This is a genomic window from Planomonospora corallina, from assembly GCF_042650625.1.
In the GTDB taxonomy this organism is placed as follows: domain Bacteria; phylum Actinomycetota; class Actinomycetes; order Streptosporangiales; family Streptosporangiaceae; genus Planomonospora_B; species Planomonospora_B corallina.
In genome coordinates, this window is sequence record NZ_JBHSBM010000024.1 from 166,627 (window position 1) to 191,512 (window position 24,886).

Consider the following 24,886-nt stretch of genomic DNA (forward strand, 5'->3'; position numbering starts at 1 on the left):
GTCACATTCCGGCAGGGCCCTGCGGCCGGGTCCCCGCAACCGCGCCGCAACCAGGGACTCCGCGGCCGAGCCCGCCGGAGCCGGGACGGTCCCGCGAGCCGGTACGGCCGGCGGTCAGGCGCCGTGCTCGCCGAACCAGCCGGCGAGCTTGCCCCGGCGGCTGATCGCGCGGAACCGCTGCTCGACGGTCTCCCGGCAGGCCGCGGTGGCCACCACGAGGAGCTGGTCGTCGGTCCGGATCCGGGTGGACTCCGACGGCACGAACGACTTGCCCTCCCGGACGATGAGCGTGACCTGCGCGTCGGACGGGAGCCGCAGCTCGAAGACCTCCACGCCGTGCAGCTTGGACGTCGGCGGCACCCGGATCTGCAGGAGGTCGGCGTTGAGCTCCTCCAGCGGAGCGGACTCCACCGCCAGGTCGCGGGCCTCCTCCGGGGCCGTGACCCCGAGCCGCCTCGCCACCCACGGCAGCGTGGGCCCCTGGAGCAGGGTGTAGACGACCACGATGACGAAGACCTCGTTGAACACGAGCTTGGCGGTGGCGTCGTCGATGAACGTGGCCGCCCAGGGGATGGTGGCGAGCACGATCGGCACCGCGCCCCGGAGCCCGGCCCAGGACAGGAATGCCTGCTCCCGCCAGTTCAGCCGGTCGACCCCGGTGAGCCGGAGCAGCAGGGCGGAGGCCATGATGGACAGCGGCCGGGCGACCGCGACCAGGATCAGGCCCGCGACCAGCCCCGGGACGATCGCGCCCGGCATCTCCGAAGGGCTGGCCAGCAGGCCGAGCATGACGAACAGGCCGATCTGGGCCAGCCAGGCGATCCCCTCGGCGAAGCCGCGGCTGGCCGTCCGGTGCGGCATCTGGGAGTTGCCCATGACCAGCGCCGCCAGATAGACGGCGAGGAAACCGCTGCCGTGCAGGGAGGCGGCCCCGGAGTAGGCGGCGAAGGCCAGCGCGAGCACCGCGATCGGGTACAGGCCGGCGGCCGGCAGCGCGACGTGGCGCAGCGCGTACACGCCCACGGGGCCCACCGCGAGGCCGACGGCCGCGCCCACCACGAGCTCGAAGACGACCTCGAGCAGGGCGGTCCCGAGATGGGGCGAGGTGCTGGTGCTCAGCAGCACGACCGCGATGACGACGGGGGCGTCGTTGAACCCGGACTCCGCCTCGAGGATGCCCGACAGGCGCGGCGGCAGCGGCAGCCGGCGCAGGACGGAGAAGACCGCCGCGGCGTCGGTCGAGGCGAGGACCGCGCCGAGCAGGAGGGAGGTCCGCCAGTCCATGCCGAGCAGGAAGTGCACGGGGACGGCGACGGCGGTGATGCTCACCGCGACGCCCACGGTGGCCAGCACCACGGCGGTGGGGATGGAGCCCTTGATGTGGCTCCAGGTGGTGGTCAGGCCGCCCTCGGCCAGGATGATCGCCAGGGCGATCAGGCCCATCTGCTGGGCGAGCTGGGCGTCGTCGAACTGCAGGCCGAAGCCGGCCTCGCCGAGGACCAGGCCGAAGCCGAGGAAGATGAGGAGACTGGGCAGACCGCTGCCGTGGGCGACGCGCACCGCGACGATGCACGCGATGACGATCCCCGAACCGAGAAGCAGCCAGATGTCCATCTCCCTCTGGCCCCTCCTCTCACTTCGAGGACCATTCTGTCCTATTCGGCAGGCTGATCCGTCCCCAGGCGGACGAGGCCGCCGGGCAGGGCGGCGTAGCGGACCGGCCGGTCGTGCGGTTCGGCGGGGACGCCGTCGAGCAGCTCGCCCTCGTGGAGCAGGGCGACCGTCGGCACGTTCGGCCCGACCCGGGCCAGCGCGCGGTCGTAGGAGCCGCCGCCCCGGCCGAGCCGTACGCCGGTGGAGCGGTCGACCGCCAGCGCGGGGACGATCACCAGGGCGGCGGTCCTGATCGCGTCGGCCCCGCGCCGCACGTCGGTCGGCTCCATGATCCCGAAGCGGCCGGGGGTCAGGCTGTCGGGCCCGTCGTACACCGCCCAGTCGAGGTCGAGGTCGTCGCGGAGCACCGGGAGCATCACGGTCGCGCCGTGCTTCCAGAGCGCGAAGACCAGCCCGTGGGTGGCGGGCTCGGATCCGGCCGACCAGTAGCAGGCGACCAGCCCGGCCATCTGCACCCACGGCTGGTCCAGCAAGGTCTCCCGAATCCGGACAGAGGACGCATACTGTTCGGCCTCCGGGATAGAGGCGCGCCGCTGGCGGATCAACGACCGCAACTTCAGCTTGTCCACAGGTCCCTCCACTAAGGTTTCGGTATGGCCGACTTCGATCCCGTGACGAAAGCCGTTGTCCCCGCGGCGGGTCTGGGCACCCGCTTCCTGCCGGCGACCAAGGCGACGCCCAAGGAGATGCTGCCGATCGTCGACAAGCCCGCGATCCAGTATGTCGTCGAGGAGGCCGTCTCCGCCGGGCTGCTCGACGTGCTCATGGTGACCGGCAAGAACAAGCGCTCGATCGAGGACCACTTCGACCGGGCGATCGAGCTCGAGGAGGCCCTCGAGGCCAAGGGCGACGACGAGCGCCTCTCCCAGGTCCGCGAGCCCGCCGACCTCGCCACCCTCCACTACGTACGGCAGGGCGAGCCGCGCGGCCTCGGCCACGCCGTCCTCTGCGCCAAGCAGCACGTGGGCGACAGCCCGTTCGCCTGCCTGCTCGGCGACGACCTGATCGACCCCCGCGACGAGCTGCTCAAGCGCATGATCGACGTCCGCAACACCTACGGCGGCAGTGTCATCGCGCTGATGGAGGTCCCCGAGGACCACGTCTCCCTGTACGGCTGCGCCGCCATCGAGGCCACCGCCGAGGAGGACGTGGTCCGGGTGACCGACCTGGTGGAGAAGCCCCCGGCCGCGGAGGCCCCCTCCAACTGGGCGATCATCGGCCGCTACGTGATCGACCCGGCGGTCTTCGAGGTCCTGGAGAACACCCCTCCGGGCCGGGGCGGGGAGATCCAGCTGACCGACGCCCTGCGCACACTGGCCGGCCGCGGCGGCGAGGGCGGCGGACCGGTCCACGGCGTGCTGTTCCGCGGCCGCCGCTACGACACCGGCAACAAGCTCGACTACCTGCGCACGGTCGTGCAGTTCGCCGCGGACCGGCCCGACCTCGCGGAGGAGTTCCTGCCCTGGCTGAAGGAGTTCCTGGCGTCGCGATGAGCGTTCCTCCGAGCCCGCAGACGGCTCCGATGAGATCGGTCGACGAGCACCTCGCCGACATCCTGCGCACCGTCCGGGCGCTCGCCCCGCTGGAGCTGGAGCTGGAGCGGGCACTGGGCACCACCCTGGCCGAGGAGGTGACCTCCCCCGTCCCGCTGCCGCCGTTCGACAACTCGGCGATGGACGGCTACGCCGTACGGGCGGAGGACGTCGAGGCGGCGTCGCAGGGCCCGGTGACCCTGCCGGTGGTCGACGACGTCGCCGCGGGCGACGGCCGACTGCACGCGCTCGGCCCCGGCATGGCCATGCGCATCATGACCGGCGCGCCGCTGCCCGCCGGCGCCGACGCGGTGGTCCCGGTGGAGTGGACCGACGGCGGCACCGCCCGGGTCGTGATCGAGCGCCCCGCCCCGAAGGGGAACGCCATCCGGCTGGCCGGCGAGGACGTGCACGCCGGGGACGCGGTGCTGCCGGCCGGGACCCGGATCGGCCCCGCGCAGCTCGGCATCCTGGCGGGGGTGGGCCGCCGCCGCGTGCTGGTACGGCCCCGCCCCCGGGTGGTGGTGATCTCCACCGGCGCCGAGCTGGCCGAGCCCGGCACGCCCCTGTCGCCCGGCCAGATCTGGGAGTCCAACAGCTACACCCTGATCGCCGCGGTACGGCAGGCCGGCGGGGAGGGCTACCGCGCCGGGATCGTCGGCGACGACGCGGCGGGCTTCATGGAGCAGCTCGACGCCCAGCTCGTCCGGGCCGACATGGTGATCACCAGTGGCGGGGTCTCCATGGGCGCCTACGAGCCGGTCAAGGAGGCGCTCGGCCCGCTGGGCACGGTCCGCTTCGAGAAGGTCGCCATGCAGCCGGGCATGCCCCAGGGCTTCGGCGTGGTGGGCGAGGACGAGGTGCCGGTCTTCGCGCTGCCCGGCAACCCGGTCTCCTCCTTCGTCTCGTTCATGCTGTTCGTCCGCCCGGCCCTGCGGAAGATGCAGGGCCTGCCCGCGGAACCCGCCCCGACCGTCACGGCCGTGACCACGGCGCCGCTGCGCTCGCCCGCGGGCAAGCGCTCCTACCTGCGCGGCACGCTCACCGGACAGGGCGGTGTGACCCCGGTCCGGCGGCAGGGCTCCCACCAGCTCGCCGCCCTGGCCGAGGCCGACGCGCTGATCGTGGTCCCCGAGGACGTCACCGATCTGCCCGAGGGCACGACCGTGGAGGTCATCCCGCTGTGAGTGGTTTCTCCCACATCGACGAGACCGGCGCGGCGCGCATGGTGGACGTCTCGGCCAAGGACGTCTCGGCGCGCGCGGCCGTCGCGACCGGCAAGGTGCTGCTCTCCGCCGAGGCCGTGGCCCTGCTCCGCTCCGGAGACATCCCCAAGGGCGACGCGCTCGGCACCGCGAGGATCGCGGGCATCATGGGCGCCAAGCGCACCCCCGACCTGATCCCGCTCTGCCACCCGATCGCGCTGCACGGGGTGAAGGTCGAGCTGACCGTGGCCGACGACGGCGTGGAGATCTCCGCCCGGGTGAAGACCGCCGACCGGACCGGCGTCGAGATGGAGGCGCTGACCTCGGTCGCCGTCGCCGCGCTCGCGCTGATCGACATGGTGAAGGCGGTGGACCCGGCGGCCGTCATCACGGACGTCCGGGTCGAGGAGAAGACCGGCGGCAAGACCGGCGTCTGGACGCGGCCCTGAGCGCCGGGCGGACTCCGGGCGGGCCGCGCTCCGGGCGGGGAGGGGAGACCGTGACGGGTTCGGGCCTCCCACAGGGCATGGCGGACCCCGGCAGGCGGGGAGGGAAGGGCGGCGCATGAGGGCTCTGGTGATCACGGCGTCCGACCGGGCCGCCGCGGGAGTGTACGAGGACACCTCGGGCAGGCTCCTGGCCGAGCTGCTGGCGCAGGCCGGATGCGAGGTGGACGGGCCGGAGGTGGTCCCGGACGGCGAACCCGTCGAGCGGGCGCTCCGGGCCGGGGTGGCCGAGGGCTACGACGTGATCGTCACCACCGGCGGAACCGGGCTGACCCCGGCCGACCTGACCCCGGAGATGACCGCCCGGGTGATCGACCGCGAGATCCCCGGCATCGCCGAGGCGATCCGGCAGGCCAACCGGGAGAAGGTCCCGGCCTCCATCCTGTCCCGGGGCCTGGCCGGGCAGGCGGGCAGCACCCTGATCGTCAACCTGCCCGGCTCCTCCGGCGGGGTCCGCGACGGCATGGCCGTACTCTCGCCCGTCCTGAGGCACGCCGTGGACCAGATCCGGGGCGGAGACCACACCCGGTGAGCCCGTACGGCCGCGCGCTCCGGGGCGCGCCGCGCGCGACCGCCTCCCGCGCTCCCGTGGCACACGGGTGCGTCGTAGGAGGATGATGAGGGAGTGGATCGACTTCGTGGCTGGCCGGTGACCCTGACGGAGGGCCCGGTGGGACTCCGGCCGCTGCGCCTGCGGGACGTGGGCGTCTGGCGTGATGTACGGCTGCGCAACGCCGACTGGCTCCGCCCCTGGGAGCCGAGCAACCCCGAGACACCGCTGTTCCGGACCGGCCTGGGGCCGTACGTCGCGATGGCCGGGACGCTGCGCCGGGAGGCCCGGCAGGGGCTGGCCCTGCCGTGGGTGGTCACCTACGAGGGGGCCTTCGCCGGTCAGCTCACCGTGGGCGCGATCGTCTGGGGGTCGGCCAGGTCCGCCCAGATCGGCTACTGGGTGGACAGCGCGCTGGCCGGCAAGGGGATCATCCCGACCGCGGTCGCCCTCGCGGTCGACCACTGCTTCTTCACCACCGGGCTCCACCGGGTCGAGGCCAACATCCGGCCGGAGAACCAGGCCAGCCGGAGGGTCGTGGAGAAGCTCGGCTTCCGGGAGGAGGGCGTCCGCCGCCGTCACCTGCACATCGACGGCGCCTGGCGCGACCACATCTGCTACGCCCTGACGATCGAGGACGCGCCGAGGGGCCTGCTCGCGCGCTGGCGCGCCCGGGAATCCGCCGCCCGGGGAGGCTCCTCCCACGAAGAGGTGTGACGATCTGGCGACACACCGAACTGAATACTCGTCAAATAGTGAGACGCGGTCTTACGGTGCGTGACGTGAGCACAGTGAGGACGCCCCGCGGTCAGGCGTGCCTCAGTGCTGCCCGGAGGTGGCCGTGAGCAGCGTTCTCCTGTACCTGGCCATCGTCGTCATGTGGTTGTGCGTGCTCGTGCCCATGTGGCTGCGCCGCGACCGGACCACCACGCTCGTGGAGGTCGACGCGGACGAGGGCACCGGTGAGACCGGCGAGTTCGCGGTGCCGTACGGCGAGACCTCCGGAGCGGACGGCGAGCCGAACCCGGGAGAGGAAGCGCAGGGCCCGGCCGGGAAGGCCTCCGGGCCGGTCGGCGCGTCCACGGGATCCGCGACCGGGCCCGAGTCGTCCGCGGCGGTCTCCGGGGCCGCGGCGGAGCGGCTCCGGCGCCGCCGTGCCGCGCAGCGCCGCCGGGCGGCCGTCGTGGCCAAGCGGAGGCGGATGCTGCTCTGGTCCGTACTGCTTCTGGTCGCCTCGGCGGTGACCGCGGCGGTGCGGGTGATCCCGTGGTGGGGGGTGGCCCCCGCGATGGTGCTGCTGCTCGCCTACCTGTCCGTCCTGCGTGTCTCGGTCGCGGTCGACGCCGAGCGGCGCAGGGCCGTCGCGCAGGCCCGGGCGGAACGTGCCAGGCGCGCCCGGCGGCGGGCCGCCGAACTGGCGGCCAGGGAGGCGGCGCGGAAGGCGGAGGTCATCGAGCTGGACGCGCACCGCGACGAGATCTTCGACCAGTACGCCGAGCCGGACCGCCGCGCCGTCGGCGACTGATCGTCCCCGGTGGCGCGAACGCCCTCGGAAGTTTGCTAACCTAGTCGCACGCCTTGGGGATGTAGCGCAGTCCGGTAGCGCACTTCGTTCGCATCGAAGGGGTCAGGGGTTCGAATCCCCTCATCTCCACCCAGGTCAGAGGCCGCTTCCGAGAGATCGGGAGCGGCCTTCTGCGTTGCCGGGTGACTAACTGAGTGACTACGGTCCATCCATCAGGGCCGTGCCCCTCCAGGTTTCGCAGAGTTCAGTGGTGAGGTGTCTCAGCGGTGAGCGATTCCGGTCCCGTGACCGTGTGGGTCTTCCTGGGCGAGGGTGCGCAGTGGCCGTCGGGCGTGTTCCGGACGCGGGAGCGCGCAGAGTCGTGGATCAGGACCGGCGAGCTGACGGGGATGCTCACGGAGTACCCCCTCGACACGGGCGTCTACGACTGGGTGATCGAGCACGGCCACTTTCAGCCCCGTGCCGCCCACCAGCAGACTCCCTCGTTCGTCGGGCGCTTCACGACCGCGCAGCAGGAGCATTTCCACTACACCGATGGGGACCCGGACTAGCGCCGCATCGGGCAACGTCTGCCCCGTTGGAGTACGGTCAGCCCATGAGCGGCGGTGAGCAGCCGGGTCTGGATGAGATCGAGCAGTGCTTCATCGCGGTGCTCGATGGACGGATGAGCCGGGATGAGGCGGACCGCTGGGCATGGCGCTGGGTCGCCGATGATGATCTCGTCTGGGACGATGCGGCGTGGTGGGCATTGAGCCTTCTACACGGGATCGACCTGCGCAACGGCCCGGAGGAGGGCTTTCTGCACGACGACGAGCAGGTGTACCAATGGCTTGAGGAGCTACGGCGCCGTCGAGCTGAATGACGTGCCCTCGGCCTCTGTCATGAGCCATATGCCGTACTAGAAAGAGACAGCCCGGCGGAAGCGGACGCTCTCGCCGGGCATGGGTCTACGTCAGAGTGTTGAGCTAGAGATCGGGAAAGAGCTTGTCCATCGCTTCGGCTCCTTCCAGGAGCATCGGGCGGAGCTGCTTGCGGTAGACGGTCTCCGTCACCGAGGTGTTGCGGTGGCCGACCAGGCGGGAGATGTTCTCCAGCGGGATGCCGGAGTCGGACAGCAGCGAGACGAAGCTGTGCCGCATCTCGCGGGGTGTCCACTCCTCGGCGTTCAGGCCGGCCTTCTTGAGCACGGACCGGAACGAGCGGCGGACGTTGTGGGAGTCGAGTTCGGTGCCGACCTTGGAGGCGAAGACGAGGTCGTCGTCCTGCCAACTCGCGCCCGCCGCCTTGCGGGCCACGTCCTGGCGCTCAGGATGGAGCCTGAGGGCGTCCACGCAGCGCCTCGGCATGGCCAGTGTGCGCCGGGAGCTGCGGGTCTTGATGTCGCCGCCCTCCCGGACCGAGCGCCAGACCATGATGGACGGCGGGGTGCCGTCGAGGTCGACGTGCGACCAGGTGAGCGCCCGCAGCTCCTCCGTCCGCGCCCCCAGCAGCAGCGAGAGCACGATGTAGGCGTGCAGCGCCGTACCCTCGGACGCCTTGAGCACGGCCTCCGCCTGCTCCAGGGTGAGTGACTTGGACGGGCGGCCCTGCCTGCCCTTGGGGATCTCGCACAGCAGCACCACGTTCCGCTTCACCTTGTCGCGGGCCTGGGCGCGGTTGACGGCCCGGACGAGGATCGAGCGCAGCTCACGGAGGGTCCGCGTGCTCAGTTCCTTCGCCTTGGCGGCCAGCCAGCGGTCGACGTCGTCGGCGGTGAGGTCGACCAGCTTCCGGGCGCCCAAGGCCGGGATGATGTGCTTGTTCGCCAGGATCGTGCACTTGTCCACGGTCGCGGAGCCCCGGCCGTTGAGGCCGAACTCCAGCCAGTTCCGTACGGCGTCGGCCACGGTGTAGCCCGTCGAGGAGACCAGGAGCCCGTCCTCGTAGTCGCGGACGATCTCCTTGAGCTTCTTCAGCGCCGCGGTCTTGGTCCTGCCGCTGGCCTTCTTCACGATCCGCTTGCCCGCAGGGGTGTATCCGACCGTGACGGAGGCGATCCAGCGCTGCCGGGACTCGTCCCAGTGGAGCCCGCCGTCCCCGCGGCTCCGGCGTTCGGTCATCAGGCGGCCTCCCGCTCCAGGAGTGCGATGTACTCGCGGAGCGCGGACTCGGGGATGAGCCGGGTGCGGCCCTCCTTGACCGAGCGCAGCCGTCCCGCGCGCATCGGCTCGTAGAGCACGGTACGGCTCAGCCCGAGCCGCCGCATGGCGTCGGGGACCCGGTAGAGCCGGGTCTCGGCGGGTGAGGTCAGGTCAACGCTCAACGGGTCCTCCTTCGGGTGCGATCGATGCGGCGAGGGCGGATTCCCCCGCCGTGTAGCCCTGGCCCGCATACCTCCAGCTCGCGAGGGTCAGCGTGGCGGTCGGGTCGTACGGCAGGCGCGCGAGGTCATGGGCCTGGCGGCCGTCCACGAGCTGGCGGACCTCGGACTGGTGAAGTCCGCCTCCGTCGAGGTCCGCGTCCACCAGACCACCCCGGCGTTCAAGTTCTACGTGATCAACCGGGAGCAGGTGTTCTTCGGCTTCTACCCGGTGGTCAAGCACACGGTCCGGATCAAGGGCGAGCCGCACGAGACGTACGACGTCATGGGCAAGGACGCGTGCTGTTCCACTACCAGGTGACCGAGGACGCCTCCTCGATGCAGTCGCAGTACGTCGCCCAGGTCCGGACGTGGTTCGAGAGCATGTGGTCCACGATCAGCCACACCCCCGACCGGGTCACGGCAGTGAAGTCGGGCGTATGCTCCCTGTTTCCGGTTGCGGTGCCGAAACGCAGCTTCAGCGGTTGCGAGACGACATCGATGAGATCACTGGCGAAGTCCAGCGCCAGCAGCACCCGGGCTTCCTCAAGACTCTCGGCTCCGTGATGGCGGCCCGTATTGACCAGGAAATGCAGTCCGGGCCGATGGCGCTGGGCCCGCCGCCAGGAGAACCAGCGAATCGGCCCGCCATCCATCACCGGCCGCCGCACGAGTTCCCGAACCGAACACGATCTCAGGCCCTTGTCCGGTCTCCAGGTCACCAGCCACCGATCCGGCCGACCCTCACTCAGATCCAGCTCAGAAAGGCCCGCATCTACCGTTACCGGGACCAGCAGGTCCTCCCAGCCGACCAGATGAGACCACAACGGGCTTTGAGGTCCCATGCCACTTTGGCTTCGATACCCCACACATCACAGCAAATCGCACACGAAACATCACAGTCCGTCAACCACAGAAAGCCGGTGGCAGAAAGCATGGGGATTCCTCGGCCGGTGCCAACCACGATGAGCCATCGGTGCCAACAAGCTTGGTCCCAGGAACCTTGCCCGCCAGGTCGCAACGCTCCGCCGGTTCCAACTAGCGTGATCCGGCTCACCGGGGTGAGGCGGGAGATCCCTCCACGGTGTGATCCGGATGATCGGCGGTCTCCCTAGACTGGCCGGATGGCTTCTCCCCCCGCCCAGCGGGCGCGGCTGCGGCCCGTCGCACGGCTGGGCCGCGCGCTCACCGCGGCCGTGTGGACCGGCAGGGCCGGTCCGCCGCACCCCCGCCCCCGGCGGCTGGCCCCCCGCGTGCCGGGGTTCCTGAGTCTGCTGCCGTTCCGCACGATCGACCTGGTCCTCGTCGCTGATCTCGTGCTGGCCTTCATCCTGTTCCGCGCCGTGCAGGCGCTCATGAGGGACGAGTCGCTGTATATGGCGACGCCTCTGGACGAGGGAGAGATCGCGTTCATCGCCGTGACCTCCTCGCTGCCGCTGGCGCTGCGCGACCGCTGGCCGCTGACGGCCTGGCGGCTCGCGGTGGTGCTGATTCCCTGGGGGATCGTCACCCGCGGCCAGGACCTGGAGGCGGCCTTCTCCGCCGACGCCGTGATCATGTACCTACTGGTGGTCTACGCGGTCGCGGTCCGCTGCGAGCGGCACGTCATCATCGGCGTGTGGATGATCTCGGCTGCCGCCCTGTGGATCCTCGGCATCCAATCCGGCCCCAACCTGCCCGGCGTGACGTTCATCGGCATCGCCATGGTGACCGTCACCGTCCTGTTCGGCTACAACGTCCAGGCCAGGAGGACGGCCGCCGGGCGGCTGGCCGAGGAGGAACGGCGCAGCGAGCAGGCGCTGGCCGGGCAGGCCGTGCTGGAGGAGCGGGCCAGGATCGCCCGGGAGCTGCACGACGTGGTGGCGCACCACATGTCGGTGATCGCCATCCAGGCGGAGGCCGTACCGCTGAAGGCGCAGGGGGACGCGCGGCTGTTGGAGGAGGGGCTCGGCGAGATCCGCGCGCTCTCGCTGGCCGCCATGACCGAGATGCGCCGCGTGCTGGGCGTGCTGCGCGACGGGGACGGGCGTACGGACACCGCGCCGCAGCCGAGCCTGGGCCGCCTGGACGAACTCGCCGCCACCGCGCGCTCCGCCGGGCTCGCCGTGGAGCTCAAGCTGGGCGGTGACCTGCTCGAACTGCCCACCGCGGTGAATCTGTCCGCCTACCGGATCGTGCAGGAGTCGCTCAGCAACGCCATGCGGCACGCGCCCGGCTCGGCCGTCACGGTGAAGATCTCCCGATCCGGCGACGAGCTGAACATCCACGTGGCGGACGACGGCGGGGACCGCGCCGCCGCGGAGGCGGCGAAGGCGGGGCGCGAGAAGCACACGGGACATGGCCTGATCGGGATGCGGGAACGGGCCGCCATGCTCGGCGGGAGCGTGTGGGCGGGGCCGGCTGGAAAGGGCTTCGCGGTCACCGCGATACTTCCGATCGCTGAGGACGCATGACGATCCAGGCCATCACGGAGGACGCATGACGATCCAGGCCATCACGGAGGACGCATGACGATCAGGGTGCTCATCGCCGACGACCAGGGCATGGTCAGAACCGGCTTCACCGTGTTCCTGGACGCCCAGCCCGACATCGAGGTCGTGGGCGAGGCGGTGAACGGGCGGGAGGCGGTCGAGCGCATCGCCGAGCTGCGGCCGGACGTGGTCCTGATGGACGTGCGCATGCCGGTCATGGACGGGCTGGCCGCGACCCGGGAGATCCTCTCCCCCGGCTCGCGCGGGGAGTCCGGGGAGCGCGGGGAGCGGACCGGTTCCGGCGAGGACGACGGGCGCCCGCCGAAGATCCTGATCCTGACCACGTTCGATCTCGACGACTACGTCTATGAGGCGCTGCGGGCCGGGGCCAGCGGGTTCCTGCTCAAGGACGCCTCCGCGCAGCAGCTGGCCGAGGCCGTACGGGTGGTCGCCGCCGGGGAGGCGCTGCTGGCGCCCTCGGTGACCAGGCGGCTCATCGCGGAGTTCGCCCGCGTCGGGCCGCAGCGCCCGCGCGTCCGCCTGGACGGCATCACCGAACGCGAGACCGAGGTGCTCGTCCTCATCGCCAAGGGCCGCTCCAACCAGGAGATCGCCGAGGAGCTCGTACTCTCGGAGCAGACGGTCAAGACCCACATCGGCCGTATCCTGGCCAAGCTGAACCTGCGCGACCGGGCCCAGGCGATCGTGTACGCCTACGAGTCCGGGCTGGTCCGCCCCGGCGAATGAGGTCCCCAGGGGACCGTCCCACGCCCCGCTCCCCGGGATGGCGCCGCCTCCCTCCCTCCGGGGGGTGACGTGAAGGTGAGCACCGCGGTGTGACGCGAGTTACCGATCTTGATTCGTAGCGTCCTGTCTCGTTCCCCCGAACCGGACAGGAGGCCCCCGTGCTCCGCTCCTCGCTCGCCGTCGCCACCGCCGCGGCGCTCACCTACCTGGTCGTCCCCTCGCCGCAGGGTGACCGGATCATCCGGGTCTACGGCGATCTCAGTACGGCGGAGCACGTGGCCGTCATCGTCCCCGGCGCCGACACCACGTCCGCCACCTTCGACGGCGGGCGGGCCAAGCCGTACAGCACCCCCGGAGGCGGGGCGCGGGCGGTGCTCGCCCAGGCGCGGGAACTGGATCCGGCAGCCCGGCTGGCCGTGGTCGCCTGGCTCGGGTACGACAGCCCGGCGACCGTCAGCCTGAGGTCCGCCACCGGCTGGGCCGCGGAGAAGGGCGCCCCGGCGCTGCGGCGCTACGTGAACGAGACGCTCCGCGGCAAGCGGGTCAGCCTGCTGTGCCACAGCTACGGGTCGGTGGTGTGCGCCAAGGCCGCGCCGGGGATCCGGGCGGACAACCTGGCCGTGTTCGGCAGCCCCGGGCTCGGCGTCTCCTCGGCGGCCGAGCTGGGCGGGGTCCCGCTCTGGGTGGGCAGCGGCACGGAGGACTGGGCACGCGGCATCCCCAAGATCAAGGTCGGCCCGCTGGGCTTCGGTCGCGATCCCGCCGAGCCCGGCTACGGTTCCCGGGTGTTCGCGGCCGGCGCCGCCGGGCACAGCGACTACCTCGCCCCCGGCGGCGAGTCCCTGCGCAACCTCACCCTGATCGCCCTCGGGCGGACCACCGAGGTGTCCCATGCGTGACCCGGCCGGGCGCCGTACGGCGGCGCGGGTCGAGGCGATGACGCCGCCGGGGCGGGACCGGGGGGTGGACGCGCTGCGGGCGCTGGCGATCACCGGGGTGGTGCTGGGGCACTGGCTCGTCACGGCGTGGGTGCCCGGGCCCCGGGGGACGGTCGCCGTCTCCAGCCCGCTCGCGTTCATGCCGGAGCTCGCGCCGCTGTCGTGGGTGCTGCAGACGCTGGCGGTGTTCTTCTTCGTGGGCGGGTACGCCGCGGCACGGAGCCTGCGGACTGCGGATGATCGGGCGCGGGCGGAGACGGCGGGTCCGGCGCGGGCGAGAACGGACGGTCCGGCGCGGGCGGCGGCGGGTCCGGCGTGGGTGCGGGCCAGGATGGGGCGGCTGCTGCGGCCGGTGGGCCCGCTCCTGCTGGTCTGGGCGGGGATCGCGGCGGGGCTGACGCTGCACGGCGCGCCGTACGCGACGGTCAGGGCGCTGGCGCTCCCGGCGCTCGGGCCGATCTGGTTCCTGGCGGTCTTCGCGGTGCTCACCGCCGCCACTCCCCTGCTGCTGAAACTGCGGCCGGGCGTCACCGCCGCCTCGGCGGCCGCGGTGGTGCTCGCGGTGGACGCGGTCAGGTTCGGTCTGGGCGGGCCGGCCTGGCTGGGGTGGGTGAACCTCGCGGCCGGGTGGCTGGTGCCGTACATGCTGGGGGTGGGCTGGGCGGGCGGCGGGCTCGCCTCCCGGCGGACGGCGGTGGCGCTGCTGGCCGGAGGGGCGGCCGGGGCGGCGGTCCTGGTGGCCGGGTTCGGCTATCCCGCGAGCATGGTGGGCGTGCCGGGGGCGGGGGTCTCGAACCTCAGCCCGCCCACGCTCGCCGCCGTCGCCTTCGGGCTCGCCCAGGTGGGGCTGGCGCTGCTGGCGCACGGGCCGCTGGGGCGGCTGATGCGCCGGCCCCGGCTCTGGGCCGCGGTGGCGCTGCTCAACCTGTCCGCTATGACGATCTTCCTCTGGCACCTGACAGTGGCTGCCGTGACCGCCCTGGCCGCACTCCGCTTCGGCGCCGTCCCGGGACTGCTCGCCCCGCCTGCCCACCTCTCCTGGCTGCCGGAGCGCCTGGGCTGGCTGCCGGTGTTCGGAGGGCTGCTCGCCCTGGCGGGGGCAGCGGCGAAGCGGTTAAATTGAGCTTGCTCCGCTTTGGCGGACACCTTCGGTGTGGTGATCAGGCCGCGACAGCGGCCTCGTAGGCGGCAGGGCTAACGTAGTCCAGACTGCTGTGCAGCCGGTGCAGGTTGTACCAGCCCTCGATGAACTCGAAGATCGCGCTGCGGGCGGCGGCCCGGCCGGGCCAGGCCCGATCACCGAGCAGTTCGCCCTTCAGCGTGGCGAAGAACGACTCTGCCAGGGCGTTGTCCCAGCATTGACCGGTCCGGCCGACCGACAGCCGGACCCCGAGCCGCTCGGCCAGCTCGGCGAACGCCCCACTGGCGTACTGACAACCGCGATCCGAGTGGAAGATCACGCCTTGGGCGGGGCGGCGCCGGCGGCAGGCCGCTTGCAGAGCATCGGCGACCAGCTCGGTGCGCAGGTGATCGGCGGTGGCCCAGCCCACCACGCGACGTGAGGCGATGTCGATGACCATGGCCAGATACAGCCAGCCCTCCCCGGTCGGCAGGTAGGTGATGTCCCCGCACCAGCGGGTATCGAGCGCGGCCGCATCCGGGCGGAAGTCCCGGCCGATGAGGTCGGGGCGCAGCGCGGCGCGCGGATCGGCGACGGTGGTCTGCCGCCGGCGGCGCCGGTGACGGCCCTGCAGCCCGGCCGCGCGCATCAACCGGGCCACCCGGCGCCGGCCGCAGCCGGTCCCTTCCCGCTGCAGGACCGCATGGATGCGCGGAGCACCGTAGGCACCCCGCGAGTGCCGATGGACCTCGGCGATGCGCTCGGCCAGGTGCGCATCGCGCACCGCCCGGGGACCGGGCGCGCCCTGACGGCGGGCGTAGAAGGCGGATCGGGAGACCTCCAGCAGCTCACACGTCCGTTTGACGTTGTGGCCGCCCTGCTTTTCCGCCTCGATGAAGGGATGCACCTTCACCGGGTCTCCTTGGCGAAGAAAGCCGTGGCCGCTTGAGGATTTCGACGTCCTCGCGCAGGCGGCGGTTCTCCCGCCGCAGCGCGGCCAATTCCTCGCGCTCACTGCTGGTCAGCCCGTCACGTCGGCCGGTGTCGACCTCGGCCTGGCGGATCCAGTCGCGCACCGCGGTCTCGGTCAGATCGAAGTCCTTGGCCACCTGGCCGATCGAACGGTCTCCGCGCCGGCACAGCTCGACGATCTCCGCCTTGAACTCACGCGTGAACGAGCGGCGAGGACGCGGTTTCTTCTTCCCCATGTGCTCCGTCATGGACATCCTTCCGGGGGCGAGCCCTTGATCTCGGATGTCCGTCAAACTGGATCAAGCCCAGTCACCCAAGGGGACGGCTTCCGCTTTTCTTGGGACGGGGAGCCCATCGAGTACCGATGGATCTTCACACATGTCGGCGTTCAGGCGGGCCAAGGTGCGTCACGCCGCGCCGCGCCCGGCCCCATCGTCCAGTGACGACCGGGTTTGTCGGTTCCGGTTGGCAGTATGGCGACATGACCATGCAGCCCCTCGATGTCTCCTGGCTCCGCGGCGAATACGGCGGGGAGTGCTACAGCTTCGTCTACGTCCGTGCCACGCCCGAACAGGTGGTTTCCCGCCTCGGCGGCCGATGGGAGGATTTCACGCCGGGCCCCTTCCCTGAGGACCCGGATCGCTACCCAAGCTATGGGGATCCTCTGGGTGTCACCTCCATCGGTGAGTGGACGTTCGTTTTCGATCCTGACTGGCTCGGCACCCGCGAAGAGGTGATCACTCAGCTCTCCAAGGACACCCGCCTCGTCTCCCAAGCGGCACTCGGCATCGAGGACATCGACTACTTCTACTGGTGTGAGGACGGCGAGATTCGATTCGCCTGGGGCGACGAGGACAACCACTTCGAGGAGACCCCGGACGAACTCATGGACACGATGACGGAGATCGGCAAACTCTACCCATCGGGTCCCCGGCTCTACGAAGGGCCGGCTTTCCTGCTCGTCGAGCACCTGACCGGGATCAGGTTGACGGAGCAACTGTTGAAGAGTTCCACGTTCGTGTGGGGCGTCGTCCCGGAACCGGTCAAGTCGTAACGTCGGCTGACAGCGAGTCTTTTCCTCCTGGAGTCACAGCCCACAACGAGGATGTGTCCACGGAAGTGATGGCAGCACTGAAGGACCGGCTTGAGCCGGTGTCGACGTGCTGGAAACCGCTGGAGCGCGGTCCCGGCCGGTGAGCAGGCGGGAGTCATGGACGTCCTGGGCCTGTCCTCGCCCAGGCCGGCCACGTTCGTTGAGGCCCGGCAGACGATCGATGCCGGCGGCCATGATGACCCGGATGATCGCCGTCGCCTGTCGCGGGTCTTCGTCACTCCAGAGGTGGGCGGCTGGACCCCGCGGTGTCAGCCCGTTCACCTTGACGCGCGAGACGAAGGTACGGGGAACGGGAGTGCTCGCGTTCACGCCGGAGGCGGTCGGCCACAGGAATCAAGGGACAGGGACGGCTCCAACCGCCGCTGACAGCTGGATGGGGAACTCCCGGTCGACCCGGCCGACGGTGAGCGCGACCACCGGCCCGCGTCCGGTCGCCGCCAGACGAGCAGCTGTCCGCCATCTGACGCAGTTCGTTGATCGGCTCAGGGGTCGGAGCCTCGGCCCAGAGGTACGGTTCCAGATCGACCGTCTCGGGGCTGCCCCAGCGCGCCGTCAGAGCGGTCATCAGCTCCCGGAAGGCGGTTCGGAAGGCTCGATGCCCGGAACATGGAGCCGGGCCTTTCGCCATCTGCCCAGGTCAGGTCCAACGGTCCCGCTCGGGCAGCCTGAGCCACATGTCGGCGCCGATGATCGGCCCGGCGTCGGCCAGGCGCAGGCCTGCGCCGGCGCAGCAGAACGCCACAGGGTGGTCGCTGTAGAGGTAGGCGGCGAGGATCTCCTCGGCGGAGGCGTCGGTGGGCATGGTGTAGGCGGTGTGGGACTCCCAGCCTGAGATCGCGCTGTTTCGGGCTACATATCCAGAAATGCCACCTTTGGGGTTGTCGTACATGCTGTAGCAGACCGTGCCCGGCGAGACGCGCTTGACGACACCGGGTGTCCCCGGGGTGTATCCCCAGGGCTGGATGATGACGCAGCCGCCGGGCACGTCAGTGACGCCGACGATCAGATCGGCGTCCGGCTTGTTCCACCAGGCCTCGTAGAGTCCGTCGATGTCCACGTCGTCGGCGGGTGCGGCCTCCAGCCGCGCCGTCGCCTCGGCTGCGCTGAGCCCGGCCACGCAGGCCAGGCCCAGGCCGTCGTAGAGGTCGTGGTCGTAGTCTCCCAGCGCGGAGATCAGCCGTCCGGCTTCCGCCACGGCGGCGGCCTCGGCCTCGGACAGACCGGCCTCCGGTGAGGGGAGGGGGAAGAGGTCGGGAGTGGGGCCGGTCAGGCTGAGGCGGCCGGGGGACCAGCCCGCCATCATGGGGCGCCACGGGTCCGCCCCGGCGGAGACGAGGGCTCGGGCGTTTTCGGTGCGGCCTTCGAAGACCGCCATCCACAGCGCGGTACGGCCCTCGCGTTCCGCGTCGACGTCGTCGACGAGCCGGGCCAGCTCGGCGACCACGTCCGGCGAGCCGCGATCAGCCGCGGTGTGCAGCGGCTTTTCAAAGATGAACGCGCCGTAGTTCGGATCTGCGCCCGCGGCGAGCTCGGCGCGGACCAGGTCGAGATCCGTCCAGTCTTTGATGCCCCACCATCTGACATCGTCGGTGGCGGCCATGGCGCTCCTTGAGGGGACGTAGACGTATAGGACGCATGAACGCCGATCATGGCGTGCGAGGCCGACAGATTCGGACTGATATCGCAGATGGTCTGCAGGAGGATGTCCTCCGGGGGCATGGCCGTACCGGCTTGTGGACGGCGGTCACGTCCATAGACGACACCTATCCGTGAGGCCATCGCCCTGCTCGCGCATCTACGCGAACGGGTCCATGTGGGGGCGGTCTTTCACCCGGTCGTAGATGCGGCGCAACCACGGCTGCCGAACCGCCGCCAGCCGCTCCAGCGTGCTGAGGAACACTCGCCCGTCGGGACGGAAGGGGCTGGACGGTAGCAGCGGGGGCGGATCATCACGGCGAACGACGGCAGGCATCCCGTACGCCGCCGGCACGAGCCGCCGGTCATCGTTGAACGCCAAGTATGTCCACACGCCCGCGGACAGGGGCACCACCGCTCCCGCGTCGCAGGGCCATACCTCACCGGTCTGCGGATGCCGCGGCACCAGGGCGATGTCCGTGATCGCGGCAGACAGGCCGGGCCCGGCCAGGACGAGATGGCGTTCCGGTGGCTCCGGAGGGAGCAGACTGTCGATCGCCCGGCGGAACACCTGTGCGACAGGTCCCTCAGGGACGGATACCCGCTTACCGCCCGATACTGCCAGCAGGTGGGCCAGTGCCACCGCCGCCGCGGCCTCCCATAGAGGGCTCCAGAAACCACGCGGATCAACGGGCGGGATGCTCTGCAGTTCCGCCCAGTCGATCACCCGTTGGACGGGGCCGCCGACGGCGACAGGACGCACGGCTTCCGGCTCCAGCCACACCACCTGCCAGAACCCGCAGTCGTCGACGCGAGTCGCCACCGGACGGTCGCACCTCGCGCACGCCAGGTTGGGGCCGTACTGGCCGTCCCAGCCGCAGCAGCAGCCGCCTAACCGCTCCGGGATGAAGACGGTTCCGCGGACGTCACCCGGCGCGATTCCGATCCTGTTCGGAGCGCCCGAGATGCAGTACGTCAGCAGCCGGACGCCTTGCGCTTCCGGCTCGGGCTTCAATGGTTCCCAGGACTGGCCGTCTCCAGGGTCCACCGCGTACGTCCCTGGCTCCAGAAGGCTGGGGAGCAGACCATGCCCGTACTTCTGGCCAGAGTGGTCGGGAAGCGCCACCCGGGCCACCTTCGTGGTCATCGCGGCGCCGCACTCCGCACAGGCGAAAACGACCAATCAGTCTCCTCCGTCGGAACGACGCATCATGGTGGCACAATGTCCCGCCTTGTGCGGAAGTATTCAGAATCACTGTGTCGCACGGCCGTCCGAGAACGAAGAGACTCCATTGATCATGAAGTGTCGGTCGAGGGCTGAGGTGAGCCGGTCGGCCAGCCCTGGCGTAGTGGCCGCCGCCCATCGCCGGGCGAGATCGAGAAATCCGGAGAAGTGCCGTTGAGCTGTGGTGAGCAGGCCGGAGAGCTCGCCGCGAGTGATCTCGATGGACGAAGCGTCCTCATCGTGTTGCCGGAGCTGGATGATGCGACCCACATGTGTGATGTGCGGCGTGGGGTCGTGGCCGAGCCAAGATCCTTGCCCGCAGGCCACGTCCTACCAGTCCCGCCAGTTCTCCAAGCCGAAGCAGCAACCGGGCGAGACGCTGACGTCGGTGGTGGTGTCGTGGAAGCGCAGCCCACCCGGAGCGATCAGGCATTCCGCTTCGGCGAGATGCTGCTCCAGGTGCGCCTCGGTCAGGTCGGCGGCGTGAGTGACGGGAATGCCGTTGTAGCTGAAGATGACGGCCATGGCCGTCCCGACCTCGGCGGGAGACATCTGGCCGGAGAGGGAGAGAAGACGGTCGCGCGACGGCTCCGCGATCGGCCAGGCCGTGAAGTCCACCGCATCGTAGGTCTCCAGGACGACTTCGACGATGACCACGGCCGCAAGTATCCAGGCACTGTGCGTGTGTGCGGTTGCTGAGGGTGCGAGGAGGGCTCACCGGCGAGTCGGAAGGTCGGGGAGTCAGCGAAAAGTCGGCGGACCCGCTGGCACGGGAGCGCAGCCGAGATCGACGGACGTCACCGTCGCGGCATCTGACGGCACCGGTTGGCATCCGGCAATCAGGCGCGGTACGCCCGACAGGGGGTTCGCATCGAAGGGGTCAGGGGTTCGAATCCCCTCATCTCCACCCAGGTCGCAAGGCCGCTTCCGAGAGATCGGGAGCGGCCTTCTGCGTTGCTGAGTGATTTACGGTCCATCCATCAGAGCCGTACCCCTTCGGGCTGCGCAGAGTGCAGTGGCGAGGTGCCTCAGCGGTGAGCGATTCCGGTCCCGTGACCGTTTGGGTCTTCTTGGGCGACGGTGCGCAGTGGCCGTCCGGCGTGTTCCGGACGCGAGAGCGCGCAGAGTCCTGGATCAAGGTCGGCAAGCTGACGGGGATGCTCACGGAGTACCCCTCGACACGGGTGTCTGCGACTGGGTGATCGAGTACGGCCATTTCCGGCCCCGTGCCGCCCACCAGCAGACTCCTCGTTCGTCGGGCGCTTCACGACCGCGCAGCAGGAGCAGCCCTCCTCGCCGCAGGGGTCATCCAGCAACGACCCGCATGACGGGAGAACCTGCTGTCGCTTCGCCGGGACGATCTCGATACTCGTCGGACGCAGGGTGGGCCTGGCTCGCCTGCGGACGGATCGGAGCCATGCCGCCTCGTGATCATTTGACCTCAACCTCGGTTGCGGTTGAAGACTCCTCTGTACCGGTGTCGGGCGAGCTGAGTACAGGGGAGCGGTTGACGTGCGAGTGGTGCAGGCGGAGCGTTTCGGAGGTCCCGAGGTTTTGGTTCCGGGCGAGGTGCCGGACCCGGTCGCCGGACCGGGACAGGTGGTGGTCGACGTATCCGTCGCCGGCATCACGTTCGTCGAGACGCAGATCCGGCGGGGTGTCGACAAATGGCACAACAGGCCCGCACTGCCGTACGTGCCGGGCGGTACGGTGGCCGGTCAGGTGGGTTCGGTCGGGGAGGGCGTAGATCCGAGCTGGTCCGGACGGCGTGTTATCGCCGATGTGGGAGAGACCGGTGGCTTCGCCGAGCGCGCGGTGGCCGGGGTGGATGATCTGATCCCGGTGCCGGACGGGCTGGGGTTGCCCGAGGCGACCGCTCTTCATACCGACGGCAGCACTGCTCTGGGTCTGGTCGAGAGGGCTCGGATCCTTCCCGGGGAGTGGGTGCTGGTCGAGGCGGCAGGTGGCGGCGTCGGCACTGTGCTGGTGCAGTTGGCTCGGGCGGCGGGTGCCAGGGTCGTGGGGGCCGCGCGCGGTGCGCGGAAGCTGGACATGGTCCGTGATCTGGGCGCGGATGCAGCGGTCGACTACTCGGATCCGGGCTGGGCGGAGCAGGTACGCGAGGTGACCGGTGGCGCGGGTCCCGATGTGGTGTTCGACGGGGTCGGTGGAGCGATCGGCCGGGCCGCGTTCGAGGTGACAGCGGCTGGCGGCCGCTTCTCTGTACACGGTGCTTCCAGCGGTCAAGTCACGGAGATCGATCCTGCCCAGGCGCATCGGCGCGGAGTCGAGGTGATCGGGATCGAGCAGCTCTTCGGGTTCGGGCCGAAGATGCGGGGCTGGGCCGAGCGGGTGATGTCGGAGGCGGCGGCGGGTCGGATCCGGCCGATCATCGGGCAGACTTTCCCCCTGGAGCGTGCTGCGGACGCGCATGCCGTGATCGAGTCGCGAAGTGCTCTGGGCAAGACTCTCCTGCTGATCTGACGATGCTTGGCACGGCGTTCCCCGTGGTCAGGATCATCTCCGGTCGATAGACGCCGGAGGGAGTCAGCGAAAAGTCAGCGGACCCGCTGACACGGGAGCGCAGCCGAGATCGACGGACGTCACCGTCGCGGCATCTGACGGCACCGGTTGGCATCCGGCAATCAGGCGCGGTACGCCCGACAGGGGTTCGCATCGAAGAGGTCAGGGGTTCGAATCCCCTCGTACCGACTCAAGTGCAAGACCGTTCCCGGCAGATCGGAAGCGGTCCTCCGCGTTGCCGGGTGACCGGTGGTGTTCCGGCGCGCGCCATCGGGGGTGAGACGGCGTCGATCGCCCGTTGGAGCGCGTCCTGGATGTCGTCGGCGTGCGGTCTCAGGTCATCGGCAGCTGCTTGCCGAGCGGCGTCAGACGTATCTGGCGGCTGGTCCGCTCGAACAGCGGCGCGCCGACCAGCCGCTCCACCTTTTTGATCGTCTGGCTGACGTGTCCCGGAGTGAGCCGCAGGCGTTCGGCCGTGCGTGTGAAGTGCAACTCGTCGGCGAGCACCGGGAACACCTGGATCTCCTGTCGTTCCGGCATCGCGGCCCCCGCCGTTGAGTCCGGCTAAACGTTCCTTCGCTGATCACACGTTGATCCAGGTGGTTGGTGCACGGGATCGTTCACCACCAGAAACGTAACGGGAGGCATCACACGCCGGCGACGCGGATCGGCGACGGCGATGAGCGACCGGGACGGGAGCGGCCGGGGGCCCGCCCATGCGGAACCGCATGGGCGGCACACCGCGGTCCGGCGGCCCACGATGAACGGAGATGCACATGTCGTTCCAGGCGTACTTGGACAACATCGAGGACAAGACCGGCCTCACCCCGCGTGAGTTCATCGCGCTGGCGAAGGAGCGCGGTTTCGACGGCCCGTTCACGAAAGCGGGCGCGATCATCGACTGGTTGAAGCAGGACCACGGCCTCGGGCGCGGACACGCGATGGCGCTGGTGCATGTGATCAAGAACGGGCCGAAGATCGACGCCAAGCACGTCGGCGGCTCCGGTTCCCACCGTGACGAGTCCGACACGCTCTGGCTGGACGGAAAGAAGAACCGGCCCTGACGCGGCTGCCGGTCGCCGTCGAGGCGGCGCGTGCATCCGGGCAGCGGTTCACCGCGTCAGCCGACGCGGTCGACGCGGTCGACGCGGTCGACGCGGTCGGTGCGGCGGTCGGTGCGGGGGTCGGTGCGGGGGCCGTCGCCGTACGACTCGCGGGCGTCGAGCAGTTCGTCCCAGTGTTCCTGCGCCCAGGCGCAGGCGATCGCCATCGGTCCGAGCATGCTGCGGCCGAGCGGGGTCAGCTCGTACTCGACATGCGGGGTGGCGCCGGCGTGGACGGTGCGCTTGACCAGGCCGTCCCGTTCGAGGGAGCGCAGTGACCGGGTGAGGACCTTGGGGGTGACGCGGCTCAGCGGCACCCGCAGCTCGGAGAACCGGCGCGGCCCGTGCTCGAGGCAGCGGATGACGAGCGCCGCCCACTTGTCACCGAACCGGATCGGATTGAGCGAGGACGGGCACAACTCGTCGAACATGTCGGCGGGCAGGGGTTCCCTCATGGCCTCACGGTAGCCGGTATCCCCGTGGTAACCGCAGCCCTCGGTAGCGTCCGCGGAGCGGCCGGGCGGACGGGATCCGGCCTCGGTGAAAGGTGGTTCGCCATGAACATCGTGGTCTTCGGCGCGGGCGGCAGGGCCGGTAGGCAGGCCGTCGCCGAGGCGCGCCGGCGGGGGCACCGGGTCACCGCCGTGGTGCGTGACCCCGCGGGTCACAACGATCTGACCGACGTGCGGGTGGTGGCGGGCGACGTCACGGATGGGACGGGAGTCGCGCGTGCGGCCGCGGGTCATGACGCGGCCATCAGCGCCGCCGTGGACCTGTCCGTCTCGCCGCACGAATTCTTCACCGCGTCGGCTCGCGCCCTGACCACCGGCCTGGTGAAGGCGGGCGTGCGACGGCTGCTGGTGGTCGGCCTGGCATCGATCATGCCCGGGGCGTCGGGCGCTCCGCTGATGGACGAGCCCGGTTACCCCGACGAGTACCGCGCCTTCTACCTCGGCCATGCGGCGGGTCTCGCCGTGCTTCAGGAATGCGACCTCGACTGGGCGTACGTCGCTCCGGCAGGCGACTTCGACCATGGCGGCACGCGCACCGGCCGGTACCGGATCGCCGGCCACGCGGACCCGGCCGACAGGATCACGTACGCGGACTTCGCGGTGGCGCTGCTCGACGAGATCGAGGTCCCCCGTCACCGCCGTGCCGCCGTCAGCGTCCGGGAGGCGTGATGCCCGAGGTCCACGACAGTCCGAACCCCTGGGTCGCCGAGCACATCCGTCGTTTCCAGGAGACCGGCGGCCGGCCGCGGCCGGGGGTGAACGATCTGCTGCTGACGACCCGGGGCCGGAGAACCGGCGAACTGCGCCGCACCGCCCTGGTCTACGGACTCGACGGCGACCGCTACGTCCTGGTGGCCTCCGACCGCGGCGCGGACCGCCATCCGGCCTGGTATCTGAACCTGCTCGCCGATCCGTGCGTCACCGTGCAGGTCGGTACGGAGACCTTCACCGCATGGGCGCGTCCCGCCGGGGCGGCGGAGCGTCCGTCCCTGTGGCGCCTGATGGTGTCGGCCAGGCCGGAGTACGCGGCCTATCAGGAGCGGACCGCCCGCGAGATCCCCGTGGTCCTCCTGGAACGCCTGCGATGACCGGGTACCGCGCTTTCGGGGCGCTCCGGCGGTGGTCGTCCCCTGCTCCGGACCTGGTGCCGTGATCGGAACCTGCGCCGGGCTCGCGGCGGCCGGGGACGCGGTGTC

At 70.7% G+C, this 24,886-nt stretch carries 32 protein-coding genes and 1 tRNA gene; 20 read left to right on the forward strand and 13 right to left on the reverse strand.

Annotated features, from left to right (window positions below):
- Nucleotides 1-114 precede the first annotated feature (114 nt).
- Together ACFOWE_RS21840 and ACFOWE_RS21845 are read right to left on the reverse strand one after the other, a co-directional pair.
- Nucleotides 115-1,614: a potassium/proton antiporter gene (locus ACFOWE_RS21840; RefSeq protein WP_377290681.1), complete on the reverse strand. Its 1,500-nt coding sequence runs from the start codon at nucleotides 1,612-1,614 to the stop codon at nucleotides 115-117.
- A gap of 41 nt (nucleotides 1,615-1,655) precedes the next feature.
- Entirely contained in the window at nucleotides 1,656-2,255 is a 600-nt protein-coding gene (locus ACFOWE_RS21845; RefSeq protein ID WP_377290683.1) for a 5-formyltetrahydrofolate cyclo-ligase, read from the reverse strand.
- A 12-nt stretch (nucleotides 2,256-2,267) separates the two neighbouring features.
- On the opposite strand from ACFOWE_RS21845, the gene galU reads away from it, so the two are divergent.
- From galU to ACFOWE_RS21890, 9 genes are all read left to right on the forward strand, one after another.
- On the forward strand, nucleotides 2,268-3,167 hold the full coding sequence (galU, locus tag ACFOWE_RS21850; RefSeq protein WP_377290685.1) for a UTP--glucose-1-phosphate uridylyltransferase GalU: 900 nt from the start codon (nucleotides 2,268-2,270) through the stop codon (nucleotides 3,165-3,167).
- 29 nt (nucleotides 3,168-3,196) lie between these two features.
- Nucleotides 3,197-4,393, forward strand: coding sequence for a molybdotransferase-like divisome protein Glp (gene glp / locus ACFOWE_RS21855; protein WP_377290774.1), 1,197 nt, complete (start codon nucleotides 3,197-3,199; stop codon nucleotides 4,391-4,393).
- Nucleotides 4,390-4,860, forward strand: coding sequence for a cyclic pyranopterin monophosphate synthase MoaC (moaC, locus tag ACFOWE_RS21860; RefSeq protein ID WP_377290687.1), 471 nt, complete (start codon nucleotides 4,390-4,392; stop codon nucleotides 4,858-4,860). The genes glp and moaC overlap by 4 nt, the downstream gene beginning before the upstream one ends.
- A 115-nt stretch (nucleotides 4,861-4,975) precedes the next feature.
- Nucleotides 4,976-5,449, forward strand: a complete 474-nt coding sequence (locus ACFOWE_RS21865; RefSeq protein WP_377290689.1) for a MogA/MoaB family molybdenum cofactor biosynthesis protein — start codon at nucleotides 4,976-4,978, stop codon at nucleotides 5,447-5,449.
- Between the two features lie 93 nt (nucleotides 5,450-5,542).
- Nucleotides 5,543-6,184: a GNAT family N-acetyltransferase gene (locus ACFOWE_RS21870; protein WP_377290691.1), complete on the forward strand. Its 642-nt coding sequence runs from the start codon at nucleotides 5,543-5,545 to the stop codon at nucleotides 6,182-6,184.
- A gap of 124 nt (nucleotides 6,185-6,308) precedes the next feature.
- Complete coding sequence (sepX, locus tag ACFOWE_RS21875; protein WP_377290693.1) at nucleotides 6,309-6,992, forward strand: divisome protein SepX/GlpR; 684 nt, start codon at nucleotides 6,309-6,311, stop codon at nucleotides 6,990-6,992.
- A gap of 55 nt (nucleotides 6,993-7,047) precedes the next feature.
- Nucleotides 7,048-7,121, forward strand: a tRNA-Ala gene (locus ACFOWE_RS21880).
- Between the two features lie 137 nt (nucleotides 7,122-7,258).
- Entirely contained in the window at nucleotides 7,259-7,543 is a 285-nt protein-coding gene (locus ACFOWE_RS21885) for a DUF7710 domain-containing protein (protein WP_377290695.1), read from the forward strand.
- A 44-nt stretch (nucleotides 7,544-7,587) separates the two neighbouring features.
- Nucleotides 7,588-7,854 carry a hypothetical protein gene (locus ACFOWE_RS21890; protein ID WP_377290697.1) on the forward strand — a complete coding sequence of 89 codons (267 nt, stop codon included), beginning with the start codon at nucleotides 7,588-7,590 and terminating at the stop codon, nucleotides 7,852-7,854.
- A 103-nt stretch (nucleotides 7,855-7,957) separates the two neighbouring features.
- On the opposite strand, the gene ACFOWE_RS21895 is transcribed toward ACFOWE_RS21890, so the two are convergent.
- Entirely contained in the window at nucleotides 7,958-9,091 is a 1,134-nt protein-coding gene (locus tag ACFOWE_RS21895; protein ID WP_377290699.1) for a site-specific integrase, read from the reverse strand.
- Nucleotides 9,091-9,294 (reverse strand): helix-turn-helix domain-containing protein, encoded by a 204-nt coding sequence (locus tag ACFOWE_RS21900; protein WP_377290701.1) that lies wholly within the window; start codon nucleotides 9,292-9,294, stop codon nucleotides 9,091-9,093. Before ACFOWE_RS21900 ends, ACFOWE_RS21895 begins: the two co-directional genes overlap by 1 nt.
- Nucleotides 9,295-9,421: 127 nt before the next feature.
- Between ACFOWE_RS21900 and ACFOWE_RS21905 the strand changes: the two genes are divergently transcribed.
- On the forward strand, nucleotides 9,422-9,652 hold the full coding sequence (locus tag ACFOWE_RS21905; RefSeq protein WP_377290703.1) for a hypothetical protein: 231 nt from the start codon (nucleotides 9,422-9,424) through the stop codon (nucleotides 9,650-9,652).
- On the opposite strand, the gene ACFOWE_RS21910 is transcribed toward ACFOWE_RS21905, so the two are convergent.
- Complete coding sequence (locus ACFOWE_RS21910; RefSeq protein ID WP_377290705.1) at nucleotides 9,642-10,199, reverse strand: hypothetical protein; 558 nt, start codon at nucleotides 10,197-10,199, stop codon at nucleotides 9,642-9,644. The two genes, ACFOWE_RS21905 and ACFOWE_RS21910, sit on opposite strands and share 11 nt — an antisense overlap.
- A 255-nt stretch (nucleotides 10,200-10,454) precedes the next feature.
- Here ACFOWE_RS21910 and ACFOWE_RS21915 point away from each other — a divergent pair, with 255 nt between their 5' ends.
- The 4 genes from ACFOWE_RS21915 (at nucleotide 10,455) to ACFOWE_RS21930 (ending at nucleotide 14,609) form a co-directional block, all read left to right on the forward strand.
- The gene (locus tag ACFOWE_RS21915; RefSeq protein WP_377290707.1) at nucleotides 10,455-11,783 is read left to right on the forward strand and encodes a sensor histidine kinase; all 1,329 of its coding nucleotides are present in this window, start codon (nucleotides 10,455-10,457) and stop codon (nucleotides 11,781-11,783) included.
- Between the two features lie 54 nt (nucleotides 11,784-11,837).
- Entirely contained in the window at nucleotides 11,838-12,548 is a 711-nt protein-coding gene (locus ACFOWE_RS21920) for a response regulator (RefSeq protein ID WP_377290709.1), read from the forward strand.
- Nucleotides 12,549-12,706: 158 nt separating this feature from the next.
- Nucleotides 12,707-13,447 (forward strand): alpha/beta hydrolase, encoded by a 741-nt coding sequence (locus ACFOWE_RS21925; RefSeq protein WP_377290711.1) that lies wholly within the window; start codon nucleotides 12,707-12,709, stop codon nucleotides 13,445-13,447.
- Nucleotides 13,440-14,609 carry an acyltransferase family protein gene (locus tag ACFOWE_RS21930; protein ID WP_377290713.1) on the forward strand — a complete coding sequence of 390 codons (1,170 nt, stop codon included), beginning with the start codon at nucleotides 13,440-13,442 and terminating at the stop codon, nucleotides 14,607-14,609. The genes ACFOWE_RS21925 and ACFOWE_RS21930 overlap by 8 nt, the downstream gene beginning before the upstream one ends.
- A 37-nt stretch (nucleotides 14,610-14,646) precedes the next feature.
- Here the strand turns inward: ACFOWE_RS21930 and ACFOWE_RS21935 are convergent, their stop codons facing one another.
- Both ACFOWE_RS21935 and ACFOWE_RS21940 read right to left on the reverse strand, forming a co-directional pair.
- On the reverse strand, nucleotides 14,647-15,519 hold the full coding sequence (locus ACFOWE_RS21935; protein ID WP_377290715.1) for an IS3 family transposase: 873 nt from the start codon (nucleotides 15,517-15,519) through the stop codon (nucleotides 14,647-14,649).
- Nucleotides 15,455-15,826 (reverse strand): transposase, encoded by a 372-nt coding sequence (locus ACFOWE_RS21940; RefSeq protein WP_377290717.1) that lies wholly within the window; start codon nucleotides 15,824-15,826, stop codon nucleotides 15,455-15,457. Before ACFOWE_RS21940 ends, ACFOWE_RS21935 begins: the two co-directional genes overlap by 65 nt.
- A 233-nt stretch (nucleotides 15,827-16,059) precedes the next feature.
- Between ACFOWE_RS21940 and ACFOWE_RS21945 the strand changes: the two genes are divergently transcribed.
- Entirely contained in the window at nucleotides 16,060-16,632 is a 573-nt protein-coding gene (locus ACFOWE_RS21945) for a DUF6461 domain-containing protein (RefSeq protein WP_377290719.1), read from the forward strand.
- Between the two features lie 697 nt (nucleotides 16,633-17,329).
- Here the strand turns inward: ACFOWE_RS21945 and ACFOWE_RS21950 are convergent.
- From ACFOWE_RS21950 to ACFOWE_RS21965, 4 genes are all read right to left on the reverse strand, one after another.
- Complete coding sequence (locus ACFOWE_RS21950; protein WP_377290721.1) at nucleotides 17,330-18,292, reverse strand: ankyrin repeat domain-containing protein; 963 nt, start codon at nucleotides 18,290-18,292, stop codon at nucleotides 17,330-17,332.
- A 195-nt stretch (nucleotides 18,293-18,487) separates the two neighbouring features.
- Complete coding sequence (locus ACFOWE_RS21955; RefSeq protein ID WP_377290723.1) at nucleotides 18,488-19,510, reverse strand: hypothetical protein; 1,023 nt, start codon at nucleotides 19,508-19,510, stop codon at nucleotides 18,488-18,490.
- 69 nt (nucleotides 19,511-19,579) lie between these two features.
- The gene (locus ACFOWE_RS21960; RefSeq protein WP_377290725.1) at nucleotides 19,580-19,822 is read right to left on the reverse strand and encodes a hypothetical protein; all 243 of its coding nucleotides are present in this window, start codon (nucleotides 19,820-19,822) and stop codon (nucleotides 19,580-19,582) included.
- 60 nt (nucleotides 19,823-19,882) lie between these two features.
- Nucleotides 19,883-20,209 carry a hypothetical protein gene (locus tag ACFOWE_RS21965; protein WP_377290727.1) on the reverse strand — a complete coding sequence of 109 codons (327 nt, stop codon included), beginning with the start codon at nucleotides 20,207-20,209 and terminating at the stop codon, nucleotides 19,883-19,885.
- Nucleotides 20,210-20,604: 395 nt separating this feature from the next.
- Here ACFOWE_RS21965 and ACFOWE_RS33915 point away from each other — a divergent pair, with 395 nt between their 5' ends.
- Both ACFOWE_RS33915 and ACFOWE_RS21970 read left to right on the forward strand, forming a co-directional pair.
- Nucleotides 20,605-20,754: a DUF7710 domain-containing protein gene (locus ACFOWE_RS33915; protein ID WP_449301223.1), complete on the forward strand. Its 150-nt coding sequence runs from the start codon at nucleotides 20,605-20,607 to the stop codon at nucleotides 20,752-20,754.
- A gap of 310 nt (nucleotides 20,755-21,064) precedes the next feature.
- Nucleotides 21,065-22,036: a zinc-binding dehydrogenase gene (locus tag ACFOWE_RS21970; RefSeq protein WP_377290729.1), complete on the forward strand. Its 972-nt coding sequence runs from the start codon at nucleotides 21,065-21,067 to the stop codon at nucleotides 22,034-22,036.
- Between the two features lie 372 nt (nucleotides 22,037-22,408).
- Here the strand turns inward: ACFOWE_RS21970 and ACFOWE_RS21975 are convergent, their stop codons facing one another.
- On the reverse strand, nucleotides 22,409-22,591 hold the full coding sequence (locus ACFOWE_RS21975) for a helix-turn-helix domain-containing protein (RefSeq protein WP_377290731.1): 183 nt from the start codon (nucleotides 22,589-22,591) through the stop codon (nucleotides 22,409-22,411).
- 260 nt (nucleotides 22,592-22,851) lie between these two features.
- Between ACFOWE_RS21975 and ACFOWE_RS21980 the strand changes: the two genes are divergently transcribed.
- Nucleotides 22,852-23,139, forward strand: coding sequence for a DUF4287 domain-containing protein (locus ACFOWE_RS21980; RefSeq protein ID WP_377290732.1), 288 nt, complete (start codon nucleotides 22,852-22,854; stop codon nucleotides 23,137-23,139).
- 56 nt (nucleotides 23,140-23,195) lie between these two features.
- Here the strand turns inward: ACFOWE_RS21980 and ACFOWE_RS21985 are convergent, their stop codons facing one another.
- Nucleotides 23,196-23,633, reverse strand: coding sequence for a winged helix-turn-helix transcriptional regulator (locus ACFOWE_RS21985; protein ID WP_377290734.1), 438 nt, complete (start codon nucleotides 23,631-23,633; stop codon nucleotides 23,196-23,198).
- Between the two features lie 102 nt (nucleotides 23,634-23,735).
- Between ACFOWE_RS21985 and ACFOWE_RS21990 the strand changes: the two genes are divergently transcribed.
- Nucleotides 23,736-24,359, forward strand: coding sequence for an NAD(P)-dependent oxidoreductase (locus ACFOWE_RS21990; RefSeq protein WP_377290736.1), 624 nt, complete (start codon nucleotides 23,736-23,738; stop codon nucleotides 24,357-24,359).
- A complete protein-coding gene (locus tag ACFOWE_RS21995) occupies nucleotides 24,359-24,778 on the forward strand; it encodes a nitroreductase family deazaflavin-dependent oxidoreductase (protein WP_377290738.1) in 420 nt (139 codons plus the stop codon). The genes ACFOWE_RS21990 and ACFOWE_RS21995 overlap by 1 nt, the downstream gene beginning before the upstream one ends.
- Nucleotides 24,779-24,886 lie beyond the last annotated feature (108 nt).